This window comes from Candidatus Campylobacter infans (assembly GCF_013416015.1).
Classification (GTDB): Bacteria; Campylobacterota; Campylobacteria; order Campylobacterales; family Campylobacteraceae; genus Campylobacter; species Campylobacter infans.
In genome coordinates this window covers 1184344-1210991 of the sequence record NZ_CP049075.1, presented here as the reverse complement: position 1 = coordinate 1210991, position 26648 = coordinate 1184344, and the positions used below count along the sequence as shown (strand labels likewise).

Annotated in this window: 15 protein-coding genes and 1 tRNA gene; 8 read left to right on the top strand and 8 right to left on the bottom strand. The window is 38.5% G+C overall.

Translation table 11 applies throughout. The features are described from left to right. Window positions 1-150: 150 nt before the first annotated feature. Window positions 151-9456: a beta strand repeat-containing protein gene (locus CINF_RS06030; RefSeq protein WP_179974870.1), complete on the bottom strand. Its 9306-nt coding sequence runs from the start codon at window positions 9454-9456 to the stop codon at window positions 151-153. 543 nt (window positions 9457-9999) lie between these two features. On the opposite strand from CINF_RS06030, the gene CINF_RS06025 reads away from it, so the two are divergent. Together CINF_RS06025 and CINF_RS06020 are read left to right on the top strand one after the other, a co-directional pair. Then, window positions 10000-10290 carry a type II toxin-antitoxin system RelE/ParE family toxin gene (locus CINF_RS06025; RefSeq protein ID WP_179974869.1) on the top strand — a complete coding sequence of 97 codons (291 nt, stop codon included), beginning with the start codon at window positions 10000-10002 and terminating at the stop codon, window positions 10288-10290. Window positions 10291-10292: 2 nt separating this feature from the next. After that, window positions 10293-10589, top strand: a complete 297-nt coding sequence (locus tag CINF_RS06020; RefSeq protein ID WP_179974868.1) for a HigA family addiction module antitoxin — start codon at window positions 10293-10295, stop codon at window positions 10587-10589. A gap of 313 nt (window positions 10590-10902) precedes the next feature. On the opposite strand, the gene CINF_RS06015 is transcribed toward CINF_RS06020, so the two are convergent. The 3 genes from CINF_RS06015 to tgt all read right to left on the bottom strand — a co-directional run bounded on the left by CINF_RS06015 (window position 10903) and on the right by tgt (window position 14049). Continuing rightward, window positions 10903-11556 carry a sugar transferase gene (locus tag CINF_RS06015; protein ID WP_178695278.1) on the bottom strand — a complete coding sequence of 218 codons (654 nt, stop codon included), beginning with the start codon at window positions 11554-11556 and terminating at the stop codon, window positions 10903-10905. Further along, a complete protein-coding gene (locus CINF_RS06010) occupies window positions 11553-12686 on the bottom strand; it encodes a glycosyltransferase (protein ID WP_179974867.1) in 1134 nt (377 codons plus the stop codon). Before CINF_RS06010 ends, CINF_RS06015 begins: the two co-directional genes overlap by 4 nt. A 208-nt stretch (window positions 12687-12894) precedes the next feature. Then, a complete protein-coding gene (gene tgt, locus CINF_RS06005; RefSeq protein WP_179974866.1) occupies window positions 12895-14049 on the bottom strand; it encodes a tRNA guanosine(34) transglycosylase Tgt in 1155 nt (384 codons plus the stop codon). Between the two features lie 70 nt (window positions 14050-14119). Between tgt and CINF_RS06000 the strand changes: the two genes are divergently transcribed. Together CINF_RS06000 and trmA are read left to right on the top strand one after the other, a co-directional pair. Beyond that, window positions 14120-14869, top strand: coding sequence for an SDR family NAD(P)-dependent oxidoreductase (locus CINF_RS06000; protein ID WP_179974865.1), 750 nt, complete (start codon window positions 14120-14122; stop codon window positions 14867-14869). After that, a complete protein-coding gene (trmA, locus tag CINF_RS05995) occupies window positions 14862-15971 on the top strand; it encodes a tRNA (uridine(54)-C5)-methyltransferase TrmA (RefSeq protein ID WP_179974864.1) in 1110 nt (369 codons plus the stop codon). Before CINF_RS06000 ends, trmA begins: the two co-directional genes overlap by 8 nt. A 181-nt stretch (window positions 15972-16152) precedes the next feature. Here the strand turns inward: trmA and CINF_RS05990 are convergent, their stop codons facing one another. Next, window positions 16153-16890, bottom strand: coding sequence for a hypothetical protein (locus CINF_RS05990; RefSeq protein WP_179974863.1), 738 nt, complete (start codon window positions 16888-16890; stop codon window positions 16153-16155). Between the two features lie 73 nt (window positions 16891-16963). Between CINF_RS05990 and CINF_RS05985 the strand changes: the two genes are divergently transcribed. After that, window positions 16964-17041 (top strand) — tRNA-Met (locus tag CINF_RS05985). Window positions 17042-17181: 140 nt separating this feature from the next. Here CINF_RS05985 and lon read toward each other — a convergent pair. Then, window positions 17182-19536, bottom strand: coding sequence for an endopeptidase La (gene lon / locus CINF_RS05980; protein WP_179975949.1), 2355 nt, complete (start codon window positions 19534-19536; stop codon window positions 17182-17184). 52 nt (window positions 19537-19588) lie between these two features. Continuing rightward, the gene (bamD, locus tag CINF_RS05975) at window positions 19589-20242 is read right to left on the bottom strand and encodes an outer membrane protein assembly factor BamD (RefSeq protein WP_179974862.1); all 654 of its coding nucleotides are present in this window, start codon (window positions 20240-20242) and stop codon (window positions 19589-19591) included. A 162-nt stretch (window positions 20243-20404) separates the two neighbouring features. Here bamD and CINF_RS05970 point away from each other — a divergent pair, with 162 nt between their 5' ends. Next, entirely contained in the window at window positions 20405-21562 is a 1158-nt protein-coding gene (locus tag CINF_RS05970; protein ID WP_178695271.1) for an aminotransferase class III-fold pyridoxal phosphate-dependent enzyme, read from the top strand. Window positions 21563-21738: 176 nt separating this feature from the next. Next, window positions 21739-22632 (top strand): PDC sensor domain-containing protein, encoded by an 894-nt coding sequence (locus CINF_RS05965; RefSeq protein ID WP_179974861.1) that lies wholly within the window; start codon window positions 21739-21741, stop codon window positions 22630-22632. 180 nt (window positions 22633-22812) lie between these two features. Here the strand turns inward: CINF_RS05965 and CINF_RS05960 are convergent, their stop codons facing one another. Beyond that, window positions 22813-23286, bottom strand: coding sequence for a methylated-DNA--[protein]-cysteine S-methyltransferase (locus tag CINF_RS05960; protein WP_179974860.1), 474 nt, complete (start codon window positions 23284-23286; stop codon window positions 22813-22815). A gap of 108 nt (window positions 23287-23394) precedes the next feature. Here CINF_RS05960 and CINF_RS05955 point away from each other — a divergent pair, with 108 nt between their 5' ends. Beyond that, on the top strand, window positions 23395-25947 hold the full coding sequence (locus CINF_RS05955) for a bifunctional aconitate hydratase 2/2-methylisocitrate dehydratase (protein ID WP_179974859.1): 2553 nt from the start codon (window positions 23395-23397) through the stop codon (window positions 25945-25947). The last annotated feature ends 701 nt before the right edge of the window (window positions 25948-26648 follow it).

The window sequence follows — 26648 nt, the reverse complement described above, 5'->3', positions numbered from 1 at the left end:
TTTGAAATTTATTTTTGAAATTTGCCAAGTTTTGAAATTTGTTTTTTGATTTTGAAATTTAAAGGATTTAGAGTAAAGGCTTAGCCCGTGTGGGCTAAGCTTAGGGTTAAACTATATTAAGTTTAGGCTTGATATAGTTTAAGTTATGGATTAGTTAAACTCTATAACGCCACTTGCTGCTAGTTTGTCTTGGTTGTCTATTTTATGGCCTACTATGCCTAAAAGATCTAGGGTTATTTCTTTGTTGTTGCCACCTTCTACTAGATAAATAGCTGATTTATTATCGTTGGTATTGCCACCGCTATTATTAATGGCGACAAGGGCTTTTTGACCGCTCGTTAAATTGCTTGCGGCATCTTTGATTTTAGCTTTAACTTGTTCTGCGTTGCTAAAATCATTCATTCCTTCATGCCATACATATGTGCCACTAGCTGAGATACTAGAACCTGTTGTATTAGCAGAAGTAAAGCTACCTGTGTTTATGGCCGTGCTTAGCTCGGTTGATACTTTGCTAAAATCTATCTTATCGCCAGAGGTTACATTTAAAATCGTTGCATTTTTACCTTCTAACACAACTTTTGTTTTTGTGCTATTATCTTTACTTAGTGTTATGGTGCTATTTGAATTTACTTTATCTATTGTTACTTCGCTATTGGCTGAACCGCTTACATTGCTAAAATCTATATTAGTAGCAGTAGAATTTGTTAAATCGATTTTATTAACATTTTTAATCGCAGTAATTTTATTGCTAATTACAGCATCACCGCTTAATACTAATGTATCATTTGTGCCATCGCCAAAGTCTATTGTAACATTAGAGCCAGTTGTGCTTAAAATACCATTTATGGTGATAGTATCATCGCCACTGCCTGTGTTTATTGTAGGAGCTTGGTTTGATTTGTTGAGCATAAAAAACGAACCAGCTTCAAGTGTGATTGTATCAGTACCGCTAGCTGTTGTGATATCGCCAATAGCTCCACCTTTTTTCACATTGATTTCATTTTGGCTGTTTCCACTGCCAGAGTAGCTATAAACGAGAGTTTTATCGTTTATATTAATTATATGCTTGGATGAACCAGAGGCTGTTATGCTATCTATCGTGCCTGTTTGGTTAGATGTTGTGCTTGAACCTGAGGCTATTATATTGATAGTGTTTGCTTCGGTGTTTGCATCTACTGTGGTAATAGAGCTAGAACCGCCTAGTTTAATATCCGTTTGATTTGCTCCGGCTGTAATTGTTTTTAATTTAGCAGTGTTGCCCGATACGGTTATTTCGTCTAAGCTTGAACTACCGCTTAGGCTTAGATTATCACCGCTGGCATATAGCGTAAAGGTGTTTTTGCCATTCGTTGTTGTTGCTGTGCCTAGATTGATAGTTGTTGTGCCAAGCGTTGCGCCGTTTTCTATGGTGATATTAGCGTTGCCATTATCGCCCATTGTGATTGTGCTTAGCTTGCTTATGTCGCCACCGCTTTTAACCATTAGGGTGTTATTACCACCACTGAAATTTAGTGTGTTGTTAGTAGTATCGCCTATTACTCCACCGTTTGAAACTATCAAGGTATCATCTTTTTGTCCGGCTGTGTATTTCTTTATAGTGGCGTTGCTTACTGTGATAGTGTGAGAATCGCCTGAGGTGGTTTTTAGCTCATTAACTGTGCCTTGATTTGCGGTATCGCCTGAAATGGTTGTGTTGCCTGTGTTGGTATCAAGGGTGGTGATAGTAGCACCCGAAAGGTTGATATTATCATCGCCTGTGCCACCTGTGTAGGTTGTAACCTTGATATCTTTGCTTAGGGTGATGGTATCTGCACCGCTATTGCCTACTATTGTAGTAATGCTACCTGAGCCTGATATATTTATAGTGCCACCTTCTGTGTCTTTGGCGTTTATGGTGGTTATGGTGGCGTTATCGTTTAGGGTGATTTGCGTTGTGCCTGTGCCAGCGTTTAGCGTGCCTAGCTTGGCGTTATTGCCTGCTACGGTGATGTCATCAAGGCTTGAACTACCGCTTAGCGTGATTTTATCGCCACTTGCTTTTAGGGTAAAGGTGTTTTTTGCGCCTTGCTCGTTGCTGGCTGTGCCTAGGCTAATGTTTAAAGCGCTTGTGCCAAATGTTACGCCATCTTCTATGGTTAGATTAGCGTTGCCACCATCGCCCATTTTTAAGGTTGTAAGACTTGCTATGTTTGCGCCACTTTTTAGATCTAGGGTGTTAGTGCCACTTTTAAAGTCTAGCGAAGTCGCCGAAATGGTGCCACCGCTTTTTACGGTTATGCTATCATCGCCTGAGCCTGCTTCAAAGCCTGCGATTTTAACTTTATTATCTACATCGATTTTATGTGTGCCTGTGCCGTTTGCTGTGCTTAGTTTAGTTATAGTAGCGTCTGTTGTGCTTGTGTTGCGTATGTTAATCTCGCTACCTGATTTACTTACATTTAGAGTAGTTATCGTTGCGCCACCTGAGAAAGTAATATCTGTGCCACTTGCGCCTGCGTATAGGTTGGTGATTTTAGAATTAGCATCATTGATGTTTATGGTGTCTTTTGTATCGCTACCGCTTATGTTTTCTATGGTGCCGGTGCCACTTACTGTGATTGTGCTATCTGCTTGCTCGTTTGCGTTGATAGTTTTAATCTTAGCATTATCTGTGAAATTAATTGTAGTGGTACCTGTACCTGCTTTTAGGGTGTCGATTTTAGCCTTGCTATTGTCGGTATTTGCCCCTGATACGCTGATTGTGGTATTTTTGCTAGCTGTAACGCTAATAGAGCCTGAGGCGTTCATGGCGAGTGTGCTTGCTTTATCCCCAGCATTTGAGAAATCTACCATTAAATTGTCTTTTAATTTTGCGCCATCGCTTAGGGTGATGGTGTTTGCTCCGCTACCTGTTAGGATTTTATTAGCCCCGCTTATATCGCCACTTACGCTAAATGTATTATCACCATTGTTTAGGTTTATTTCTTGGTTTAAAATTTTACCGCCACTTGCTACGGTGATTTCATCTTTGCCTGTGCCGGCTGTGAATTTTTCAACGCTTAGCATTTTGCTTGTATCATTACCACCGATTTGGATTTTGTGGGTATCGCTACTTGCGGTATCGCCTGTGATTAGCTCTTTAACCGTGCCAGAGCCACTTAGTAAAATATCGTTCTTTTTATAGCCTGCATCTATGGTGTTTATGGTGCCGTTTTCTAGGGTGATAGTTTTTACGCCTGAGTCTGTGTCGATTTTATTTACCACTGTGTTTGCGCCTGAGATATTTACCACATCACCTGATGTGCTAGCACCACGAGTATCGTCTCCGGCGGCTTTTAGATTTATAGTGCCATCTACTTTGGCTCCATCTGCTATGGTGATTTTGTTATTTGCGCCACTTTTGCCGTTTAAATCATTTTTTAGGGTTGTGCCAGCACCGCTGATTGTTATTGCGCCAGATGATGTTGTTGTTAGGCTATTAACCGTGCTTGCGCCACTGATGGTTACTTCGCCAGCTACTGTTAGGCTATCTACTGTGCTTGCGCCACTGATTGTTACTGGCCCACCTGTTGAGCTAGTGTCTATGGTTTTAATATTTGCTTTTTGATCTACTTTTACACTTACATTTCCTGTCGATTTTGTGCTTAGGGTAGTGATATTACCGCCATTTATGGTTGTAGTTTTATTTACGCCGGCGTCAATAGTGCCTACTGTGATATCTTTGCCTAGCGTGATGGTATCATCTTGGGTATTGCCTGCTATTTTATCGATATATCCTGAGCCTGAAACGCTTATGGTGCTACTTGCGGTGTTATTTGCGTGTATGGTGCTTATGCTGCCGCCATCTTTTAGCTCGATATTTGTTGCATTTTGGCCAGCGTTTAGGGTGGTGATTTTGCCTGCTCCGCTTACTTTTATGGTATCAGTGCCACTGCCACCGCTTACGGTAAGGCCGTTTGCTGCTCCGCTAATGCCAAGATCTAGGTTGTTATCTCCATTGCCTAGGTTGATGGTGGCTAGCTTATCGGCCTTTGCGCCATCTTTTAGGGTTACTGAGCCAGAGCCATCGCCCATGGTGATTGTTGTAATGGTGCTTATATCGCCGCCACTTTGGACTTCTAGCTTGTCATTACCACCGCTAAAATTTAGGGTTTTGCTAGTATCGGTAACATCTAATTTACCGCCATTTGCTACGGTTATATTGTCTGAGCCATTTTGATCGGTGGTGAAATTTTTAACGCTTGCGCCGTTTGCTATGGTGATGTTTTCGGTTGTGGCACCACTTAGATTTAGGGTAGTTACTTCGCCGTTGCCGTTTAGGGTTAGGGTGCCACCACTTGCTGCTTTTAGCGTGGTAATGACTGAGCCTTGATCAAAATTTATATTTTGATTTGTGCTGTTATTGCCTGCGACTAGCTCATTAACTGTGGTTTTGGTGCCGTTGCCTATGCTAATGTCGCCTGAGGCGTTTTGGCTCACTGTTACTTTGGTGATAGTGCCCTCGCCATCAATGCTAATAGCGCCCGTGCCGGTTTTGATCTCGCTGATGGTGTTGCCTTTGCCTATTGATATGCTATCGGCTCCACTTTTGCCTTCTATGGTTGTGATCGTGCCTGAGCCAGAGGCTATATTTATGGTGCTACCTTTGTCGTTTGCGTTTATGGTTGTAATGGTGTTATCATTTGCTTTTAAGCTTATGTTTGTAGAGTTTGCGCCGGCGTTTAGGGTAGCAATCTTGCCATTTGTTCCGCTTAGGTTGATATTATCAGTGCCACTGCCACCGCTTACGGTAATGCCGTTTGTAGCTCCGCTAACGCTAAGATCTAGGGTGTTAGTGCCATTGCCTAGGTTGATGTTGGCTAGTTGGCTGGCTGTGGCGTCTTTATCAATGGTGATTTTATTAGTGCCGTTGCCTGTTGTAATAGTTGTAAGCGCACTCACATTACCACCGCTTGCTATATTTAGTGTATTGTTGCCGTTTGTTAATCCTATTTTGTCGCCACTTAGCTTACCGCCATTTGCTATGGTGATAGTATCATCGCCTGAGCCGGCTGTGAATGTTTTAAGCGTGGTGTCTTGACCTACTGTTAGCGTGTGCGTGCCAGTATCGTTTGTGGTATCAAAGGTGATAGAGCCACTGCCACTTACGCTTACATTGCCACCATCTTTTATTTGTAGTTTTTCTATTTGTGAATTAGCTTCTAGTTTTATTTTATTATCATCGGCTAGTAGATTTTTAACATTAGCAGAGCTACCGCTTATGGTTAGTTTATTTTTATAAGAGCCGATGTCTAGTGTGTTATTTAGCGTTGTTTGATCGGCTATTGTTACCTTGCCTTCGCCTGTTATATGGCTTATAGAGCCAGAGCCTGAGATGGTTACGGTATCACTGCCACTGCTTGCTTCTAGCGTTTTTAGCGTGCCGTTACCGCTTAGGGTGATAGTATCTGCGCCACCATTTGTGGTGATTTTATCTACCGAGCCTGAGCCTGAGATTGTTATGGTGTCTTTCTCATTGCTACCTGTTACTTCGCCGATTTTACCGCTATTTTCTACTTTTAGGGTATTTTGCCCGCCACCTAGGTTTAGATCACCTACGCTTGCGCTTGATACCGTTACATCGCCTGAGCCTGAGCCAAGGGAGATTTTTTGCGTGTCTTGTTTAACTTGTAATTTTGTAGTGCCTGAGCCTGCGATGGTTACTTCATTTTGGAAATTGCCGTTGGTATTAGTAAGCTCTAAATCTACTTCTACGCTGCCTGTGCTTAGGGTTAGGTTTTCTACATCTTTAACCTTGCTGGTATCTACTATTTTTTCAAAATTTGATTTATCAAGTTTTTGTGTTGTGCCACCTGTGCTGCTGCCACTAGTTATTTGTATGGCTAGGGTGTCGGTGAAGTCTTTGCTACCGATGATTTGGGTTTCTTTATTTGGCGTGCCTTGGTCTGCTTGGCTTATATCCACAGAGCCTACAAATACGGTATCTGCATTGCCTGCTGATTGGACTTTTGTATCACCTTTATTTATGGTGATTGTTACGCTACCATTTATTTCTATGGTATTGCCTATTACCTTTGTGGTGCCTAGGTTGATTTCTGAGTCTGTGATGGCTAGAAGTTTTAGCATATTAGAATTTAGCTTGCTCGTTGTGCTTGGGCCATTTACTTTAAAGATATGTGCCTTGCCGTTTTGATTTATGGCTAAAAGGGCGTTTGCGCCAGTTGATACGCTATAAGTGCTTAGTGTGCTATCAAGAGAGCTTAAATCATCTACTGAGCCATTTACTAGGTTGATAGTGTAAAGCTTAGAGCTTGAAATGGTTTTGTTTGTAGAATTATCTAGGGCTTCTGGGCTACTTGCTGCGCTGTTTGTGCCAGTGCCAGTGCTACCAGTTAATTTTTGAATATTTTCAAAATCAATCTTATCTCCGCCTTTGATGTTAGAAATATCTACTGAGTGGGCGTTTGCTGTTAGTTTGATTGTTTCTTTGATGTATTGTTTTGCATCGCTTAGGGTGATTTTACCCTCGCTTACATCTTGGATTTCTACGGTGTTGTCTTTAACGCCGGTTTGGGATTTGAGATTTGCTAGATTTATGTTTGTTAGATCATCGCTTTTTACTTGTAATTTAGCATTGCCCAAGAGTTTTTGCCCATCAACTTCTTTATTTTTATCGCCACCTAAAATAAAGCTTTGGCCGTTTATTTGCTTAGCACTTAGCAGACCAAAGCCATCTAAAATTTCAATATTTGAAATAGTGGTTTTTGATATATCGGTTGGTGTTTGGCTCGTGCCACCTGAGCTTTGATCAAAGGCTAGGGTATCGTTACCTGTGTTGCCATCTATAAGCTCAATTTTTGCGCCATTTTTTACGCGGATTATATCATCGCCTGCGCCTGCGTTTAGTTTTTTAACTTCTGCATCTTTTTCTACAATAACATCATCATCGCCATTTCCAGCATCTAGCTCGCTTACTTTGCCTTTTATATTTATAGTATCATTGCCATCGCCGGCTTTTAGGCTTGCTAGGCTGGCGCCTTTTTCTATGTTTATAATATCATTGCCATTATTTGCGTCTAAGCTAGCAAATTTGCCCTCTTTTAGCGTGATTTTGTCTTTGTTTGCTGTGCCTGCTACATTTACCTTGCTAGCAAATACTTCTACATCATCTATGCCGTCATTGCCTAAGTTTTTATCGTTTAGGCTAATTTGGCTTTCTTTTGCGTTTTGAATGTTTATGGTGTGGTTTTTAGAACCGCTTGCTATTTTTAGATTATTTAAGCTTAGGTCTGCTTTATCTGCTTGGATATTTAAAGTAGCACTATCAAATACACCGCTAGGATCGCCGTAATTATCTTTTTGCCCTGTGCCTAGGGTTAGGGATTTATTATTTACTTGATTTGCTTGTAATTTTGCCTCGCCACTAATTGCGCTGATATTATTAAGGCTAGTTTTGCTTAAATCCACCTCGCCATTTGATAATTTAAGCGAATTAAAGCCAGAACCGCCATCGATTTTAGCGTTATTTATATCTGCGCCTTTTTGAATGCTTATGATATCATCGCCATCGCCTGCTTTTAAATCGCGGATTTTTGCGCCTTGGTTTATGTTGATTGTATCATTGCCACTGCCTGCGTTTAGCTCTTTTAGGGCGCCACTTAGGCTTATATTATCATTGCCTGCGCCTGTATCTAGGCGATTTGCTTGACCGCTGATATTTATTATATCATTGCCATCATTTGTGTTTATGGTGCCTGCCTCGCCACTTACGCTGATATTATCATCGCCTGATTTTGTTGTAAGTGTGCCTACTTTACCGGCTATTGTGATTTTGTTTTTGCCATCGTTTGCGTTTAGTATAGCTATGCTTGCGGCTTTGCTTATGGTGATTGTATCATTGCCACTTAGAGAATCTAGCAAGCTTACCTTGCCACTTTCTATTGTGATAGTATCGTTGCCGTCTGTGCCATAAACGCTTACTTTGGTAGAATCGCTACCATCTGAGTTGCCTAAATTATTGTCATTTAATTTTATGGCAGAGTTTTTCACATCTAAAATTTTTAGCTCGTGGCCTGTGGAATCCTGGGCTATTGCTAGCTTGCTTAAATCCATAGAACCTTGCTCGGCTTTTATTTCTAATTTTGCGCTATCAAATACGCCAGTTGGCTCAGCAAAATTATCTAAACGCTCTACGCCTAAAATAAAATTTTGAGCGCCTATTTGAGAAAGCTTTAATCTAGCCTCGCCACTTAGAGCGTTTATGCCACTTAGGGTGGTTTGAGTTAGATCCACTAAGCCATCATAAAGTTTAAGAGAGTTAAAGCCTGCGCCACCATCAATTAGGGCATTTTTGATATTTGCTTTTTGGCTTATGTTTATTATATCATCACCTGCGCCTGCGTTTAGTTTGTTGATTTTTGAGCCGGCTGCTAGATCTATGATATCATTGCCAGAGCCTGCGTCTATGCTATTTACTTGGGCATTTACTTTTATATTATCATTGCCTGCGCTTGTATCTAGTGTGCCTACTTTGGCGTTGATTGTTACTTTGTCATTGCCTTTGCCGGTTTTAATGCTTTCTACGCTTTTATTTACGCTGAGAGTATCGCCGCCATCGCCTGTATCTAGTAGGGACATTTGGCTATTTACTGTGATATTATCTGCGCTGGTGCCTTTGATTTTTAAATTTTGTGCGCCTAGGTCGCTTGTGGTTATGTTGCTATTAGTTAGCCTTGAATCTCTTAGATTTAGGTTGATTGTGTTTAGATTTGAGAGTTGGCCTATATCGCTACTATTGAAGGTGTTGTTGCTTGATGAGCCTTTTACTGTAAGATTTAAGGTATCATCAAAAGAGGTGCTACCTTCGATGTTTAGATTTGTTTTTTCATCGTTTAAATTTACGGTGGCGTTATAGGTGCTTGCGTGTTCATCGCTGCCTATTGTAGGCTCATCGGCGCCTGGTTTTACGGTAACTTTTTTAGCCTCGTTAAATTGGCCTATGAAGTGGTTTATATCTTCTTGAATATCATTGATAGAGGTTTTATCATCAATTGTGTTCATAAGTGCTTTTAACTTGGCCTCAGCTGGCGCACCGCCTTTTATGGTTTTGATTTGAGTTGAAATTTGCTCTGCTAGGGCTAGTTTGTTTTGTATGGTGTAAAGATCATTTAAGGTTTGAGCGGCTGAACTTATAAAAGATGTAACTAATTCTCCGTGATTCATACCGGCATTTAAAGCGGCTACCCAAAAGCTTAGCCCTTCATCATCGCCTGTTCTACCTAAGAGGTTTTCGTAGAGATTTTGGACAAAGATTGTGTTGTCTTTGTTAAAATCTACCCCGTTGCGGATTGTGATTATTGTGTTTATAAGCCCTGGTACATCAGTGGCTAAACTGCCCCATAAAACAGCATCGCCTTCTGCTGGACGGCCTAAAACTGAAAGATAAGCTTGTTGGACTTGTTGATTGGTTAATGCCATATTCTCTCCTTGTGTGATTTAGGTTTATTCACATTTATATCGCGCTTTAAAGAATCGCAAGATAAAGCAACAAAAATAATAAATGTAAATAAACCGCGAAAGATAGTTTTAAAAAAACGCGCGAATTATAGCATAAGAAAAAAAAAAAAAACAACAAAAAATTAAGAAAATTTAACAATTTTTTTAAAAATCAAGTAGCAAAAATGCTAAAAGCTTGGCCTAGCTAGACTTTGGGGGATTAAAATTTTTTTGGGAATTTTAGAATTTTAGAATTTTAGAATTTTTGGGTTTTTGGGTTTTTGGGTTTTTGGGTTTTTGGGTTTTTGGGTTTTGGGCTGGGTGAGATTTTGAAATTTTAAAATTTGTGCTTGGCTTTTGCGTGGGTTTGAAATTTTAAAATTTTAAAATTTGGTATTTTACAAAATAAGCGCAAGAAAATTATAAATGCTTATTTATATGTTAGAAATTTTAGTAAAATGCTTCTTTTTCTAAAAGACATTATGAAACATTGATTTATGCCTATAATTCGTGTATAATTTTGCTATGATTAAAAGTTTTTCTAGCAAAGAAACCGAGCTTATTTTTAATGAGTGCTTTTCAAAAAAACTGCCAGCTGATATCCAAAAAATAGCCTTGCGTAAGCTTTTGATGATAGATAAAGCAGGCAATCTAAACGACCTTAGAGTGCCACCATCAAATCACTTAGAAAAGCTCTTTGGGGATAGAGATGGGCAACATAGTATAAGAATAAATGATGTTTGGCGCATTTGCTTTAAGCTAGAAAATCAAAACGATTTTTACGATGTAGAAATAATAAATTATCACAAAGGATAAAGATGAAAAAGATAGAATTACCAAGCATAGCAGAGATTTTAAGTCAAGAGTTTATCAAGCCTTTTGGGCTATCAGCGTATAGGGTGGCAAAGGACATAAATGTGCCAGTATCACGCATACAAGATATTTTACACGGCAGACGCAAAATCAGCATTGACACAGCCCTAAGGCTTTCTAAATACTTTGGTGTAAGTGATAGTTTTTTTATAGATTTACAAAGCGAAATAGAACTACGCGAGAGCAAAAATCGCCAAAAAGACGAGCTTGACAAGATAAAAGCATTAGAAGTGGCTAGCTAGAAAATTTATTGTAACTTGACAATTACAAGACATTGCTTAAAAAATCAATTTGTGATTATCTTTATTTTTCCTATATCAAAGACAATTTATATTACGCTAATATCGCCTAGATTTGTGTTTTCATTCTTTAATGAGCTTTTGTAGCTTAGGGTTTGGGCGAAATTTTGAAATTTTAAAATTTTAAAATTTGCGCTTGGCTTTCGCGTGGGGTTTGAAATTTTAAAATTTGGTATTTTACAAAATAGGCGCAAGAATTTTACAGAATTAAAAGCGCAGTAAATTTAAAATTTTCAAAAAAATTTTAAAATTTTAATTATCTAGCGCCTTTTTTTAAGGTTACGGCAAAAATCGTTTTGAAAATAATGCCAAAATCGCCTAAAATGCTCCAATTTTTCACATAAAGCAAGTCCATTTTTAGCCTAGTTCTAAAACTAGTTTCGCTGCGTCCGTTGATCTGCCAAAGCCCTGTAATGCCGGGTTTTACGGCCAAAATCAAGCGCAAATATCCTTTCATATCGTGCCGTTCGCTGACCATATAAGGGCGCGGGCCAACCAAGCTCATATCGCCTTTTAGCACATTAAAAAGCTGGGGCAATTCATCAAGCGAGCTTGCCCGCAAGAACGCGCCAAAGGCATTTACGCGCGGATCGCGTTTGAATTTATGGTATTTTGCGTAATGCTCGGCTTCGTCTGGGTTGTCTTGTAAAAACTGCTCCATAAAGTCTTGCTCGCTAGTCATCGTGCGAAATTTCAAGCATTTAAACACAGAGCCGTTTTTGCCAAGGCGGTTTTGGTGAAAAAAAATTTTTTCTTTTGGTTCTTTGAGCTTTAAAATCAGGGCAATTAGGGCAAAAATGCTTAGCCAAAATGGAGCAAAAATCAGCACTAAAATAGTATCAAGGATAGTTTTTAGGGCTTGATTTTGCGGGCGTAAAAGCGCTCTAATGCCTAGTTTTAAATGCTTCAAGCTAAACCTTTAAAATTTGTGTAAGCATTGCTTATGTAATTTTGAATGTTTGTTTTAAAATTTTGTGTGCTGTAAGTTTGGGCGTAGTGGCAAATTTTGGCTGGCTCAAAACTAGCAAGATCGCTCTCAAATGCTTTAATAGCGTCATTTAAGCTAGTTTCGTTTTGCTCGTTAAATAGCATTCCACTTTTTATGCCTTGTGCTTGGCTATTTTTTACGCTCTCGCTTACTCCGCCTAGATTAAAAGCAATTACGGGCGTGCCACAACTCATCGCCTCAACAGCAGCTATGCCAAAATCCTCAATCCCAGCATAAACAAAGCCACGCGCATTTTGTAGCAAATTTTTTAATTCATTATTATCTACGCGCCCTAAAAGCTCGATATTTGGCTTTGCGATGGCTTTTAGCGCGTTTAATTGCTCGCCATCACCTACAACTACTAGCTTTTTGCCGTTTAAATTAAATGCTTTTACTAATAAATCCACTCTCTTATATCCTACCAAACGCCCGCAAGTAATGTAATAATCGTCTTTATTTTCTTTTAATTTAAAATTTAAAGTATCTACTGGCGGGTAGATAACATCGGCTTTTTTGCCATAAATTTTAGCCACTCTTTTGGCGATAAAGTGTGATATAGCAATTATTTTATCTGGTCTATTAGCACAGCTTGCATCCCAGATGCGAAAATTATGTAAGATTTTTCTAGCTAGCGGGCGCAAGAGCGGATTTAGCCTTGCTAAATACTCAAAATGCATATCCCAAGCATAGCGCGTGGGCGTGTAAAGATAGCTGATGTGAAGCTGGTTTGGGTTTGTAAGGGCGTTTTTGGCTACGCAATGCGAGCTTGATAAGACTATATCATAAGAGCTTAGATCAAAACTTTCGATAGCGTTTGCAAATAGCGGTAAATACAGCCTAAAATGCTTTTTTGAAAAGGGCAAATTTTGAATGTAGCTAGTTTTAGCGTGTGCGCCTTTTAGCACGGTACCCCGCTCTTTTTGCCCCATAAAATCAACTAGTGAATATATATCAAAATCTTTATAAATATCAGTAAATGCGGCTATACAACGCTCAGCACCGCTATAAACATCTAGCCAATCACAAATTAAGGCTTTTTTAGCATTTAGCATATAAGCTCACTTTTTAGCAAAAATTAAGATTAAAATTGTAGCAAGATGAGCTTAAATTTTTTTGGGTTTTGGGGCATTTTGGCTGGCTGTGGCTTGATAAATTTTAAAATTTAGCGCGCAAAAAGCAAGCAATTTCAGCCTTTAAATTAAAATTTGCTTTTTAAAAAATAAATTTGGTCTTAAATTAAAATTTATTTTAAGCGCAAAACTAAGCAACTCTTTTAGCGTAAAAGTCTTTATAAAATTTGCTAAATTCGCCTTTAATTATTGCTTTTCTTGCTTGGTGCATTAAGTTTAGGTAATAATGTAAATTATGTAAGCTAGCAAGGCGGTAAAAGCTAAGCTCGCCAGCGCGAAATAAATGGTGTAAATAAGCACGACTATAACGAGCGCAGGTGTAGCATTGACACTGGCTATCAAGCGCACTTTCATCATCTTTAAAGCGGGCGTTTTTAATGCTTAGCTTGCCAAAACTTGTAAAAAGCGTGCCGTTTCTTGCGTTTCTTGTAGGCAAAACGCAATCAAACATATCCACGCCTCTTGCGATGTTTTCTACTAGGTTTTCGGGCGTGCCTACACCCATTAAATAGCGTGGCCTAAGCGCATCTGTGTAGGGCAGGGTGGCTTCTATGGTTTCATACATTTGCTCTGCGCTCTCACCCACGCTTAGCCCACCAATTGCCAAGCCATCAAAAAATTTATCCCCACTATGCATAGCGCAAAGCTCGCTAGCACAATGCTTTCTCATATTTTTATCAACGCCACCTTGGATAATGGCAAAAATATTTTGCTCTTTGGCATTAAAAAATCTATTATTTAAATCGCTTGAAATTACGCTTTTGTGATAATTTAGGGATTCTTGCGCCCATTTTAGCGTGCGTTTTATGCTTAGCTTTATGCGCTCAGGGCTTGCAGGCAGGGCTACTAAATCATCTAAGATCATCATTATATCGCTATTTAGGGCGTATTGGGTATCTAAAACGGATTTTGGCGTAAAATAATGCTTGCTACCATCTATGTGGCTTTTAAAGGTAATGCCATTTTCATCGGCTTTTGCTTTGGAATTTAAAGAAAAAGCTTGAAAGCCGCCGCTGTCTGTTAAAAACGAGCCTTGAAATTTAGTGAAATTATGTAAGCCGCCTAATTTATGCACAAGGGCTGAGCCTGGGCGTAAATATAAATGATAGGTGTTTGCTAAAATGATTTTTGCGCCTAAGATTTCTTGCATATCGTGCGCGTCTAGGCTTTTGATGGCAGCTTGCGTGCCAACTGGCATAAAGGCTGGGGTTTGGATTAGAGAATGCGCGGTATTTAGGGCGCCTGCGCGGGCTTGTGAATCAGTAGCTAGGATTTGAAATTTCATTTTAAGCCTTTTTTAAAAAGCGCAATTATAGCGGATTTTGGCTATACTGCGCGCTTTTGAAAGGATAAAAATGCGTAAAATTGCTTTTATTACAGGGGCTAGTTCTGGGTTTGGCGCAAGTATTGCCAAAAGGCTTGATGATGATGGATATAGCGTGATAATTTGTGCTAGGCGCAAGCAAAAACTACAAGAGCTAGCTAAAATTTTAAAAAATCCGTGTTTGGTTTTAGAGCTTGATGTAAGGGATAAAAATGCGGTTTTTAGCGCGGTAAATAGCTTAAAAGATGAATGGGCTAGGATTGATATTTTAGTAAATAACGCAGGCCTTGCCTTAGGGCAAGAAAAAACGCCAAATGCTAGCTTGGAGGATTTTGAGATTATGATTGATACAAATATAAAAGGGCTTGTTTATGTAACTAAGGCGCTTTTAGGGCATTTAAATAAGGGCGCGATAATTTTTAATTTAGGCAGTGTGGCAGGGTGCTGGCCGTATCCTGGCGCAAATGTATATGGCGCAAGCAAGGCCTTTGTGCATCAATTTAGCCTTAATTTAAGAAATGATTTAGCAGGGCGTGATATTCGCGTTAGCGTGGTAGCCCCTGGCATTGCTAAAACTGAGTTTAGCGATGTGAGATTTAAAGGCGATCATAAGCGCGCAAATGCCGTGTATGATGGCACAAAATATTTAAGCGCTGATGATATAGCACAAATTGTAAGCGATATAGCAAAATTACCTGAGCATGTAAATATAAATTATGTAGAGCTTATGCCAGTTAGCCAAAGCTGGGCTGGATTTAGCTTTTGGCGCGAAGATGAATAAAATTTTATGTGCTAGCTTTAATGAATGCGCTAGTTGCGTGCTAGATGGTGATTACAGGGCGCAAAAAGAGCTAAAAATAGAGCGCACAAGGCAAATTTTAAAGCCCTTTTATGATGGGGAGATAGAGTTTTTTGCTAGCGCGCTTAGTGGATTTAGATCTAGGGCTGAGTTTCGTTTGTGGCATAATGAAAATGGGCTAAATTATGCTATGAATAAGGCAGATAAAAGGCCTGTGATAATACAAAATTGCGCCATTGTTGATGAAAAAATTGCTGATCTTATGCCAAAACTGCTTGCTAGATTAAATGAAAATTTTAAATTAAAAGAGCGCGTTTTTGGGGTGGAGTTTGTAACAAGCTGTGATGAAATTTGCGTGATTTTGCTCTATCATAAGGATATTTTAAGCATTGAAGATGAACTGAGCGAGCTTTTTAGGGCTTTAAAGATTAGCGTTGTGGCTAGAAGTCGTGGCAAAAAGCTGGTTTTTGGTAGTGAAATTTTAAATGAAAGCTTAAAAATTGCTGGCGAAATTTTTAAATATAAGATTAGTTTTGATGGCTTTATTCAGCCAAATCGCGCTATAAATGAAAAAATGATAACTTATGTTTGCGAAAAAATCAAAAAGCAAAAAAGGCGCGATTTTTTGGAGCTATACTGCGGGCATGGTAATTTTACCCTGCCACTAGCTAGGCATTTTAATGCCGTGCTTGCTAGTGAAATAAATAAAACAAGCATAGCTCTTAGCAAGCAAAATGCGATATTAAATGGAGCAGAAAATATAAAATTTATAAGAATGGGCGCAGACGAGCTAATAAGCGCATTTAAGGGCAGGGAATATAAGAGATTAAAAGATATTAGGCTAAAAGATTATGATTTTTCGCATATTTTAGTAGATCCGCCAAGGGCAGGGTGTAGCCAAGATGTGCTGATGATGATGAAAGATTATGAAAATATAATTTATGTGTCTTGCTCGCAAGAGAGCCTAGCGCGTGATTTAGGGCTTTTAGAGCCTACGCATAGGATTGAAAATTTGGCCCTTTTTGATCAATTCGCACACACAAATCATATAGAAACAATCGCCGTGCTAAGCAAGCAAAAATAAGGAATAACTTGAATATCTTTGATAAAATTGATGAGGGTTTGTTTGGTTTGCTAACTAGCAAATTTTAATCTTAAAAAGGTGAGAAATTTTAAAAAAGGCGTGAAATTTTTTAAAAATTGTGTAAATTTTAATTAAAATTTAAGATTAGGCTAATAAGGCTTTGCTCATTAGCCCAAATATTTTATTTACAAGAAAAATCTACATTTGCGCCAATTTGTATTTTGATATCGCTTAGCTCTGGTGGTGTGATTTCTTCGCCTCCATCGTTTGCGCTTAGCATACGAGGCGTATTAAGGCTTTGAAACTCCGCATTTGTTACATCGTTTAATGAGATGTTTTTAACCACGCAACGCTTAGAAAATTGCGTTGATAAACTGCTTTCATTTTGGTTTATTTTCTCAAAAATTAGCTCTTTTAATTTTGCTTCGTTTTGCTCTTTTGCTGTATCGCTAAATGATGGTATAATCGCACTTACATGCATTTTTACAGGGCTTTGCTTGATTATATCATTGATGCCATTTATCAGCTCGTTGTAAGCATCCATTTTACCAGCATTAAACTCGCATCTTAGTTTTGAGTTTAATCTAAGCTCTTGTTTTTGGCTGTTTTGGTTGCCAGCAAGCGATGTGTAATAGCTACCGCCCGTGCAAATATCATTTGTTTTAACAAGGGCTAAAATCGCTGAAAACGCCGTATTTATAGCTGGTTTATCGTATTCGCTTAAATCTGTGGCATAAAAGCTAGGATTAGAGCGGTAAATATCTGGCTTTGCGCTGATACTTACTTGCACATATTGGTTGATATTAAGGTCGTCATCGCTATTTTTGGTTAGTTTGATAAACTGGTCAAACAACGCCCCAAGCACAAAAACAAGCAAAACAGCAAAACCTGTCCCAAGTGAAACTAAAAAACCTTTCATTTTTCATCCTTTTTTTAAAATTTTAAAGCATTTATAAGCTTAGTGCGGTTATAATCCGCTCCTTTTTTGGTGCGCCTGGGTAGCTCAGCTGGTTTAGAGCGCTGGTCTCATAAGCCGGAGGTCGGGAGTTCAAGTCTCCCCTCAGGCACCATTAATCCTAATTTTCCGCGCTTTTTGATTTTCACACCTATTATTTACAAGCGAAATTTTAAACTAATCTTATAAAATAAGCCCAAATTATAAAACAAGCTTTTTTAAATTACAATAAAATTTCACCCATCATTGAGCCGTTTATTTAACTAGCGCGTATTTTAGCACATCGGCTATTGTGCTAACGGCGATGATTTGCATATTATCTTTAACTTCATTTGGAATTTCATCTAAATCTGTTTCGTAGTTTTTGCGCGGGATTAGCGCGGTTTTAATCTTTGCCTTATAAGCAGCAATTAGCTTTTCTTTTAACCCGCCAATTGGCAGCACATCGCCACTTAGCGTAATCTCACCAGTCATTGCCACATCGTGGCGCACCTTTTGATCACTTAAAATACTTGCAATTGCCACGCTCATCGTTATACCAGCACTTGGGCCGTCTTTTGGGGTAGCACCTTCTGGGACATGAATATGCAAATCATAGCCCCTATAAACGCTAATATCCTCGCCTTTTTCATTTTTATAGATTAAATTTTGTGGGATTTTGATTTTAGCGTTATCAATTAAGGTTTTTATCAAGCTAAATGCGATTTGTGCGCTTTCTTTCATCACATCGCCTAATTGTCCGGTTATTTCTAGCTTGCCACTGCCTTTAATGCGTATGGCTTCGATGCGTAAGACATCGCCACCTACGCTAGTCCAAGCCAAACCATTTACAATGCCGATTTTATCAACTTTTGCGGTAGGATTTATTTCATAAACTTTTTTATCTAAATACTGACTTAAATTTTTAGGTGTAATTGAAATTTCGCCTTCATTTTGTAAAATTTTAACAGCCGCCTTGCGTAAGATATTTGCTGTTTGACGGCGTAAATTTCGCACTCCGCTTTCTCTTGTGTAATTTTCTATAAGTTCGTTTATTGCAGGCTTTGAGATGTTTATTTCATTTGGGCTTAGTCCGTGTTTTTCTAGCTCTTGGGGCAGTAAATAACGCTTGAAAATTTCAAATTTTTCTTGCGGGGTGTATGAGTTTAGGCTTATAAACTCCATTCTATCGCGAAGTGGAGCAGGGATTGGGGCTATTTCATTTGCCGTGGCGATAAAAATTACCTTAGTTAAATCTAAATTAAAATTTAAATAATAATCTCTAAATTTTGAGTTTTGCTCAGGGTCTAAAATCTCTAAAAGCACGGCTGTTGGGTCGCCTCTGTAACTTCTTGCTAATTTATCTATTTCATCAAGGACAACGACAGGATTCATAACCTTAGCCTCAATTAAGCCTTGAACTATGCGCCCTGGCATAGCGCCGATGTAGGTTCGGCGATGTCCGCGCAATTCATTCACATCTTCTAAGCCGCCAAGAGCTACGCGCACTAATTCGCGTTTTAAAGCGCGCGCGATTGAGTTTGCAAGGCTGGTTTTGCCAACGCCTGGAGGCCCTACAAAGCATAAAATCACGCCCCTAGCAGATTTGGCTTCAAGTTGTCTTTTAGCTAGCAATTCTCGCATAGCAAAATACTCCACAATGCGTTCTTTTGGCTTTTTAAGCCCAAAATGATCCTTATCTAGCTGTTTTGCTACCATAGCTATGCTTAATTTTTCTTTGCTTAGCTTTTCAAATGGCACATCAAGCGCCCAGTCTAAATAGCCTTGGGTCATACTAGCTTCTGAGCCATCAGGGTGCATTTTGCTTAAACGCTCAATTTGTTTTGAAATTTCTTTATAAGCATCTTCGCCCATAAAGTTTTTTTTGCTCTCTAAGCGCGCTTTGTATTCGGCTAGTTCTTCATCGCGGTCGTTATTTGCGCCTAATTCTTGTTGGATTTGTTTTAATTGCTCTTTTAAAAAATATTCTTTATTTACTTTGTCGATTTTTGAATGCACTTTTGATTTGATTTCTTTTTGTAATTTGTTTGTTTCTATCTCAGCGCTGATATAATCGCTAATTTTTATCACCTTTTGTTCAAGGTCGGTTTCAATGAAAAAATCATAAGCAATATCTTTTTTTAGGCGCAAGGCTGAGCAGATTATATCGCATACGCGCACGGCATCGTCATTATCTTCGATGGCGCGGAGTATATCATCGCTAAGAAAATGCGAGCTTTTGGTTAGGGCGTATAATTTATCTTTTAACACATTTAATAAAGCTTCGATTTTTGGTTTTGGGGGCAAGCTTATGTTGATTTGCTCTATTGAGGCTATCATCGGTGAGCTGCTTATTGCTCTTAGGATGCGGACTTTTGACTTGCCTTGAAATAATATTTTTATCTTGCCATCTGGCATAGTGGATTTTCGCATTACTACGCCTAAAACTCCCGCATCATAGCAGCTATCAAAGCCTGAGCTCATATTGTTTTTGCTAGGTAAAACTACTATTGGCGTGTTTTGCTGTGAGGATAGTTCTAAGGCATCTAAATCGCTTTTTGAGCTTAAAAATAACGGCGTAATCATAAACGGATACAAAAAAACATCATTTTCTATAATTACAGGCAACATAGGGTCATTTTTAGATGGAAGATTCAAAATTTATCCTTTTTTAAAATTTATCTTATTCAAATGGTAACATATACCACGGCAAGTTAGGTTTTATCATATCTTTATCGTTTATATTTGTGTTTTCTAATCTATCTTTATATACTTGTGCGCTTTCATCGCGCCCTGTTCGCTCGTAGAGTTTGGCTATTTCTTGGTCTAGGTAAAATTGTGCTAGTTTTAGCTTGGCTAAGATGGTTTCAACTAGCGGGCGATACTGAGTATTTGGGTATTCTAATAAAAAATTTTCAATCTGGTTGATATTATCAATCATTAATTTTTGATTACGATTTGGCTTAGAAAATGAATCAAAATTTGCCTTAATCTTTAAAAATTTAGCATATTCTATTTCATCGCGGTTAGCAAAGCGTTTGATGTATTCATCTAAATAAAAATTTGCCATTAAATATTTTTCATTTTCAGCACAAGCATTAGCTAATATAAGCGTGATTTGCGGTAAGAGCTGGGAGTTTATATGCTCGCTTGTAAAGCTTATGTAATGCTCATCTGCAGCGTCATAATTTAATTCGCGTAAATCTTTTAAAATTTGTGAAAACCACGCTTGCGGGGTTAGATTAAAAAGTGTGTTGTCTTTTTTTTGCCCAAAAGTTGAGCAAGCACTCAGCCCAAAACTAAGTAGCAAAAAGAGCAAAAACTGCCATATTTTCATCGCTTAGCTCCAAAATTTGTAAAAATAGCGCGCATTTTAGCCAAAAATGCTTGAAAAATACATAAAGATTTATTTTTTGCTTTGAAATTTTAAAAGCTTAGTTTAAGGGCAATTTATTTTAAAATTTGCTAGCATTTTGCCTATTTTTTCAAAGGATACGCAATGCTTATGAATAATTATGCTAGGGTTGATTTAGGCTTTAAAAAAGGTCATGGCGCCACGCTTATAGCTGATGATGGCAGGGATTTTATAGATTTTGGCTCAGGGATTGGGGTTTGTAGCTTAGGACACGCGCCAAAGGGACTTGCGCGCATTATCTCAAAGCAAGCAAACACGCTAATTCATAGCTCAAATCTTTATAAAATTGCGCCCCAAAATGAGCTTGGGGAGCGTATTTGCGAGCTTTTAGGCTCTAAATATTATGTGTTTTTTGCAAACTCAGGGGCTGAGGCAAATGAATGCGCTATAAAATTAGCCAGAAAATACGGCGCGCCAAAAGGTAAAAATGAAATTATTTCGCTAGCAAATTCCTTTCACGGCCGCACAATAGCCACGCTTAAACTAACAGGCCAAGAAAAATTTCATCCAAGCCATTTTGAGCCTTTTCCTGATGGGTTTAGTTATTATGATAGTATAGATGAGATTATTAAAAATGCTAGCGAGCGCACGGCTGGCGTGATAATAGAGCTGGTTCAAGGCGAAGGCGGGATACACGCATTAGAGCTAAAAGAAGTAGCAAAATTAGCAAAATTTTGTAAAGAAAATGATATTTTATTAATTACTGATGAGGTTCAATGTGGCGTGTATAGAACGGGCGAGTTTGTAGCTAGCAAGCTTTATGGCATTAGCCCCGATATAATCACCTTTGCTAAGGGTTTGGGCGCAGGCGTGCCAATTGGGGCGTGTGCTAGTAAATATGATATTTTTAGCCCGGGCGATCACGGTAGCACTTTTGGGGGTAATTTTTTAGCAACTAGCGCTGGCAATTACACTCTTGGCGAGCTTTTGCGCCTTAAAAAAAGCGGACAAATAGATAAGATGATTGAAAATTTTACAAAAGAGCTTGATAAACTAGCCAAAAAATACAAAACACTAATCAAAGCGCGCACCGGACTTGGCGCGATGTGCGGGCTTGAATTACATAAAAGTGAGCATTTGAGTTTGCTTTTTGAAGCTGCTTTAAATAACGGCGTGCTTGTGCTAAAATCAGGCAAGGCCACGCTTAGATTTTTGCCACCATTAAACATAAGCAAAGATGAGATGAAAAAGGGCTTTAAAAGGCTAGATAAGGCATTTAAAGAAGTTTTAAAGAGTTTATAGATTTGAAATTTTAAATATAAAACTTGCTAAAAGCTTTTGGGCATTAAAATTTCAAGTTTAAAATTTGCGCTAGAAATTAAAACCAAGCTGAGTTTTTTAAACAGCTAGCAAATAAATTAAAATTTTAAATATAAAATTTGCGCTAGAAATTAAGTATAAATAAATTAAGGATTCAAATGCTAATTAAAGACATTCACAATTTTTCCCAAATCCGCTATAACGCAAGGGCTTATTTGGCTTATTTATTTGAGCGAAATATTCCAAATAAATTGCCGGGCGTGAGTTTAAATGCGATAAAATCAGGGTTTGATAAAATCGCACATGAGATTGAAAAATTTGATGCTTTTTATATTTTGGGTGCTGATGGCGTTCAAATTGGTGATAATATCAGCCTAGATAAAGCAAAAATCACCGGTAATGGCGCAAACCGCGCAAATAAGGCGTATTATTACCGCGCCGTGCGTGAGAGGCGTTGCGTGCTGAGCGATCCATATCCTAGTAGCCTTACAGGCGAGCTTTGCACTACGGCGAGCGAGCCAATTTATGATGAAAATGGTGAATTAAAATTTGTAGTTTGTATGGATATTTCGCTTAAAGATATCTTAAAAATGATTTCACCAAGTATGCTAGCGCATATTTTTGAAAACTTTACACGCGTGATATATTCGTTATTTGCGCTAGGTCTTTTTGGCGTGGTGAGCGTGCTTTTTTATTTTGGCATTACAAGCTTGGTTATAGAAAATCTTAGCGAAATTGATATTTCCAAAATGTTTGAAAGCACGATTATTTTAACGCTTGCGCTTGCTATTTTTGATTTGGTTAGAGCCATTGTGGATGAAGAGGTGCTAGGGCGTGAGAAAAAACGCCAAAATGGCGTAGCGCGCACGATGGTGAGGTTTTTAGGCTCGATTATTATCGCACTTGCTATTGAGGCTTTAATGCTTGTGTTTAAGTTTGCCATAACTAGCCCAAATGATATACTTTATGCCGTTTATTTAATCGCTGGCGTGGCTGTGCTTATAAGCTCGCTAGGCTTTTATTTATTTGCTAGCAAAAGAGCCCAAGATTAGTTTTAAGCTCAAAAATATGGCTTAATTGCTATTAATCTAGCAAGATCGTTCAAAGCGCGCTAATTAGCGCGTGTGCGCGGCTTATTTAAATTATGCCAAATAGCCATAATTTTAAAATTTTTTATAAAATGCTAGAAATTTTGCTGGGCGTTTAAATGCTAAATTTATAAAATTTTACCTTTATTGTAAGATCTTAGATTTTTCTAATTCTAATAAAAATTTTTTTCTTTGTAAGCCTTGTGCGTAGCCACCAAATGAACTTTTAGCCAGCACTCTATGGCAAGGAATGATGATTGCAAGAGGGTTTTTATTTAGCGCGTTGCCACAAGCTCTTTGTGCGCGCAAATACCCAGCATTTTGGCTTAGCGCGCTATAAGTCGTGCTTTGGCCGTATTTTACTTTAAGCAATGCTTGATATATCGCCATCACAAAGGCGCTAGCATTTAAAATTTCAAACTCACATTTAAAAAATTTTAACCTGCCATTAAAATATAAATCAAGTTCTTTTAATGCTAGTAAAGTATTACTATCACAGCTTTTGCTAGCTTTTAGCATAGAGCATTCTAGCTCATCGATAAATCTAAGCTCATTTAGCTTGCCAAAACTGCTTTTAAGTATGATTTTACCAATGGGGCTTTGATAAATTGTTTGCATTTTAATCCTTAAAAAAAAGTTAAAATAAAATTTTAGCTAAATATTTTTTGTTTTTGTTATAAAAACTTTGCTAAAATCCGCCAAAAATTTTTACACAAAGGATAAAAAATGAGCTTTTTTGACGAGTATAACGCGCATAAAGCCGAACGAGCCAAACTTGGCATACCACCACTTGCACTTAGTAAAGAACAAACACAACAAGTATGCGAGGCTTTAAAAAGCGAGCCAACGCCTGAATTAGTCGAGCTTTTAGCCACGTGTGTAAATCCTGGCGTTGATGATGGCGCAAAGGTAAAAGCAGAGTTTTTAAATGAAATAATCAACCATAATCTAAACTGCCCTCTAATAGATAAAAGCACGGCTATTAAAATGCTTGAACCTATGCTTGGCGGTTATAGCGTGATTGTGCTAATTGCCTGTTTGCATTCAAATGATGAAAATATCCAAAGCCAAGCTGCAAATGTGCTAAAAAATACTATTTTTGTGCATGATTATTTTAATGATGTAGCAAAATTAGCAAAAGAGGGCAACAAGTACGCAAAATCAGTGCTAGAAAGCTGGGCGGATGCTAGCTGGTTTAAATCTCGCCCAGATATCCCAGAAAAAATCGAAGCCGTAGTTTTTAAAGTTCCAGGCGAAACAAACACCGATGATTTAAGCCCAGCAGGCGATGCTTTTACGCGCTCAGATATACCATTACACGCAAACGCAATGCTAATTAAACGCCAACCAGGTAGCATAGAAAAAATTGCCGAGCTTAAAAAAACAGGGCGCGAAGTGGTGTATGTAGGCGATGTAGTAGGCACTGGTAGCTCACGCAAAAGTGCTACAAACTCAATTCAATGGCACATCGGGCGCGATATCCCGGGCATTCCAAATAAAAAAACCGGTGGCGTAATTCTTGGCTCAATCATTGCGCCAATTTTCTTTAACACCAATGAAGATAGCGGAGCCTTGCCTATACTTGTAAATGTAGATGGCTTAGAAATGGGCGATGAGATTACCATATATCCGCTAAAAGGCGAGATCCATAAAAACGGCTCTTGTATAAAAACCTTTGAGCTTACTCCAAATACTTTAAAAGACGAAATAAAAGCAGGCGGGCGTATTCCGCTAATCATCGCTAGAAGTTTGTGTAATAAAGCAATAGCTGAGCTAGGAATGGGTGCTGAGGATATTTTCATTAAACCAGCTCAGCCACAAAGCGATGAAAGCGCGGGCTACACGCTAGCACAAAAAATGGTCGGGCGCGCTTGCGGGCTTGAAGGTGTGCGAGCTGGTATGTATGTAGAGCCTATTACAGCCACAGTTGGTAGCCAAGATACCACAGGCCCTATGACAAGAGATGAGATAAAAGAGTTAGCAAGTTTAGGATTTAGCGCGGATTTCGTGCTTCAAAGCTTTTGCCACACAGCAGCTTACCCTAAACCAAGCGATGCGCTAACGCATAAAACCTTGCCTGATTTTATGATTAGCCGTGGTGGCGTGAGTTTGCGCCCAGGCGATGGAGTAATTCACAGCTGGCTAAATCGTATGGTTTTGCCTGATACTGTTGGCACTGGCGGCGATTCACACACACGCTTTCCTATTGGCATAAGCTTCCCAGCAGGTAGCGGATTAGTAGCCTTTGCGGCCGTGCTAGGCTCAATGCCTTTAAATATGCCCGAAAGCGTGCTAGTAAGATTTAGCGGTAAAATGCAACCAGGCATAACCTTGCGCGATTTGGTAAATGCTATACCTTATTACGCCATTAAAAAAGGGCTTTTAACCGTTGAAAAGAAAAATAAAATCAATGTATTTGCTGGCAAGATTTTAGAGATTGAGGGCTTACCTGATTTAAAAGTAGAACAAGCCTTTGAATTAAGCGATGCTAGCGCTGAGCGCAGTGCGGCAGCTTGTACTGTGGCGTTAAATACTGAGCCTGTTATAGAATATTTAAAAAGCAATATCGCCTTAATTGATGCGATGGTAGAAGCTGGCTATGAAAGCAAGCAAACCCTTTTACGCCGTAAAGAAAAAATGCAAAAATTCCTAGAAAAACCAGAGCTTTTAAAAGCCGATAAAAACGCCAAATATCATACTATTTTGGAAATAAATTTAGACGAAATAAAAGAGCCGATTTTGGCTTGCCCAAATGATCCTGATGATGTGGCGACTTTAAGCGAAATTTTAGCCGATCCAAAACGACCAAAAAATATCGATGAGGTCTTTGTGGGCTCTTGTATGACAAATATTGGGCATTACCGCGCTCTTGGTGCGGTGCTACAAGGCGAGGGTCAAGTGCCAGCGCGCCTTTGGATAGCTCCACCTACTAAAATGGACGAAGCAGAGCTTAAAAGCGAGGGCGTGTATTCGCAGTTTGGCGCAGCTGGCGCTAGAATGGAGATCCCAGGCTGCTCGCTATGTATGGGCAATCAAGCCCGTGTGCGCGATAATGCCGTGGTGTTTTCTACATCAACGCGTAATTTTGATAATCGCATGGGTATGGGCGCGCAAGTTTATCTAGGCTCAGCCGAGCTAGCAGCAGTTTGTGCTATGCTAGGTCGCTTGCCAAGTGTCGATGAATATATGAAAATCGTCCCAGCAAAACTAGCTGGCAAAGAAAGCCAAATTTATAAATATTTAAATTTTAATTTAATTCAAAATTATAAATTAGCTTAATTTATTGTGCGGAGTTTGCGTTTGGCATTCTCCGCAACCTCTCAAACTCTACTTGCTTGAAATTTTAAAATTTGCTTATTTAAAATTTGTTTTTTTAAAACTCATTAAACTTTTTGCCAAGATTTAAAATTCTTGGATTTTATAATAAAATTTGCTTGGATTTTTCATCTTTTAAAATTTATAAAAATTCTTTTTAAGTTTTGTGAAATTTTTTAAAAGTAGCTTAAAATTTTGATATAATGCCGCCGCCGAAGCTTTGGCGGAGGCAAATAAACGATAAAGGATCTTGTATGCGAAAGCAAAACAAGCGTCCTAAGGTGGTATTATATCTTAAAATTAGCGTTTTTGGCGCTAAAATTGAGATAATATTGCTTCAACGCTAGGACGGGCGGGGCGATTTCAGCCCTGCTAAGCCTTTGTTGCTTAGATATTTTTAATTCTTGCTAGCAAAAAATAACCAAATTTTAAATCTCCAAGATTTTAAAATTTACTTATTAAAAATCATTAAAATTTATGAACATTATTTTTAAAATTTTTAGTGGATTTTTAAAATTTGCCAAGATTTAAAATTTATAAAAAATTATTTTTAAAATTTATTGAGTGTTTAAAATTTTTGGGGGGATTTAAACTTTTTGCTTTGATGGGGCGGGCGCAATGCCCGCCCTTTAAAGTTTTTAAAGTCTTTAAATCTTTTAAAACTT

Coding starts and splice junctions, on each gene's coding strand:
- CINF_RS06030 (WP_179974870.1), bottom strand. CDS start 9,456: ATGGCATTAACCAATCAACAAGTCCAACAAGCTTATCTTTCAGTTTTA.
- CINF_RS06025 (WP_179974869.1), top strand. CDS start 10,000: ATGATTAAAAGTTTTTCTAGCAAAGAAACCGAGCTTATTTTTAATGAG.
- CINF_RS06020 (WP_179974868.1), top strand. CDS start 10,293: ATGAAAAAGATAGAATTACCAAGCATAGCAGAGATTTTAAGTCAAGAG.
- CINF_RS06010 (WP_179974867.1), bottom strand. CDS start 12,686: ATGCTAAATGCTAAAAAAGCCTTAATTTGTGATTGGCTAGATGTTTAT.
- tgt (WP_179974866.1), bottom strand. CDS start 14,049: ATGAAATTTCAAATCCTAGCTACTGATTCACAAGCCCGCGCAGGCGCC.
- CINF_RS06000 (WP_179974865.1), top strand. CDS start 14,120: ATGCGTAAAATTGCTTTTATTACAGGGGCTAGTTCTGGGTTTGGCGCA.
- trmA (WP_179974864.1), top strand. CDS start 14,862: ATGAATAAAATTTTATGTGCTAGCTTTAATGAATGCGCTAGTTGCGTG.
- CINF_RS05990 (WP_179974863.1), bottom strand. CDS start 16,890: ATGAAAGGTTTTTTAGTTTCACTTGGGACAGGTTTTGCTGTTTTGCTT.
- lon (WP_179975949.1), bottom strand. CDS start 19,536: ATGTTGCCTGTAATTATAGAAAATGATGTTTTTTTGTATCCGTTTATG.
- bamD (WP_179974862.1), bottom strand. CDS start 20,242: ATGAAAATATGGCAGTTTTTGCTCTTTTTGCTACTTAGTTTTGGGCTG.
- CINF_RS05970 (WP_178695271.1), top strand. CDS start 20,405: ATGCTTATGAATAATTATGCTAGGGTTGATTTAGGCTTTAAAAAAGGT.
- CINF_RS05965 (WP_179974861.1), top strand. CDS start 21,739: ATGCTAATTAAAGACATTCACAATTTTTCCCAAATCCGCTATAACGCA.
- CINF_RS05960 (WP_179974860.1), bottom strand. CDS start 23,286: ATGCAAACAATTTATCAAAGCCCCATTGGTAAAATCATACTTAAAAGC.
- CINF_RS05955 (WP_179974859.1), top strand. CDS start 23,395: ATGAGCTTTTTTGACGAGTATAACGCGCATAAAGCCGAACGAGCCAAA.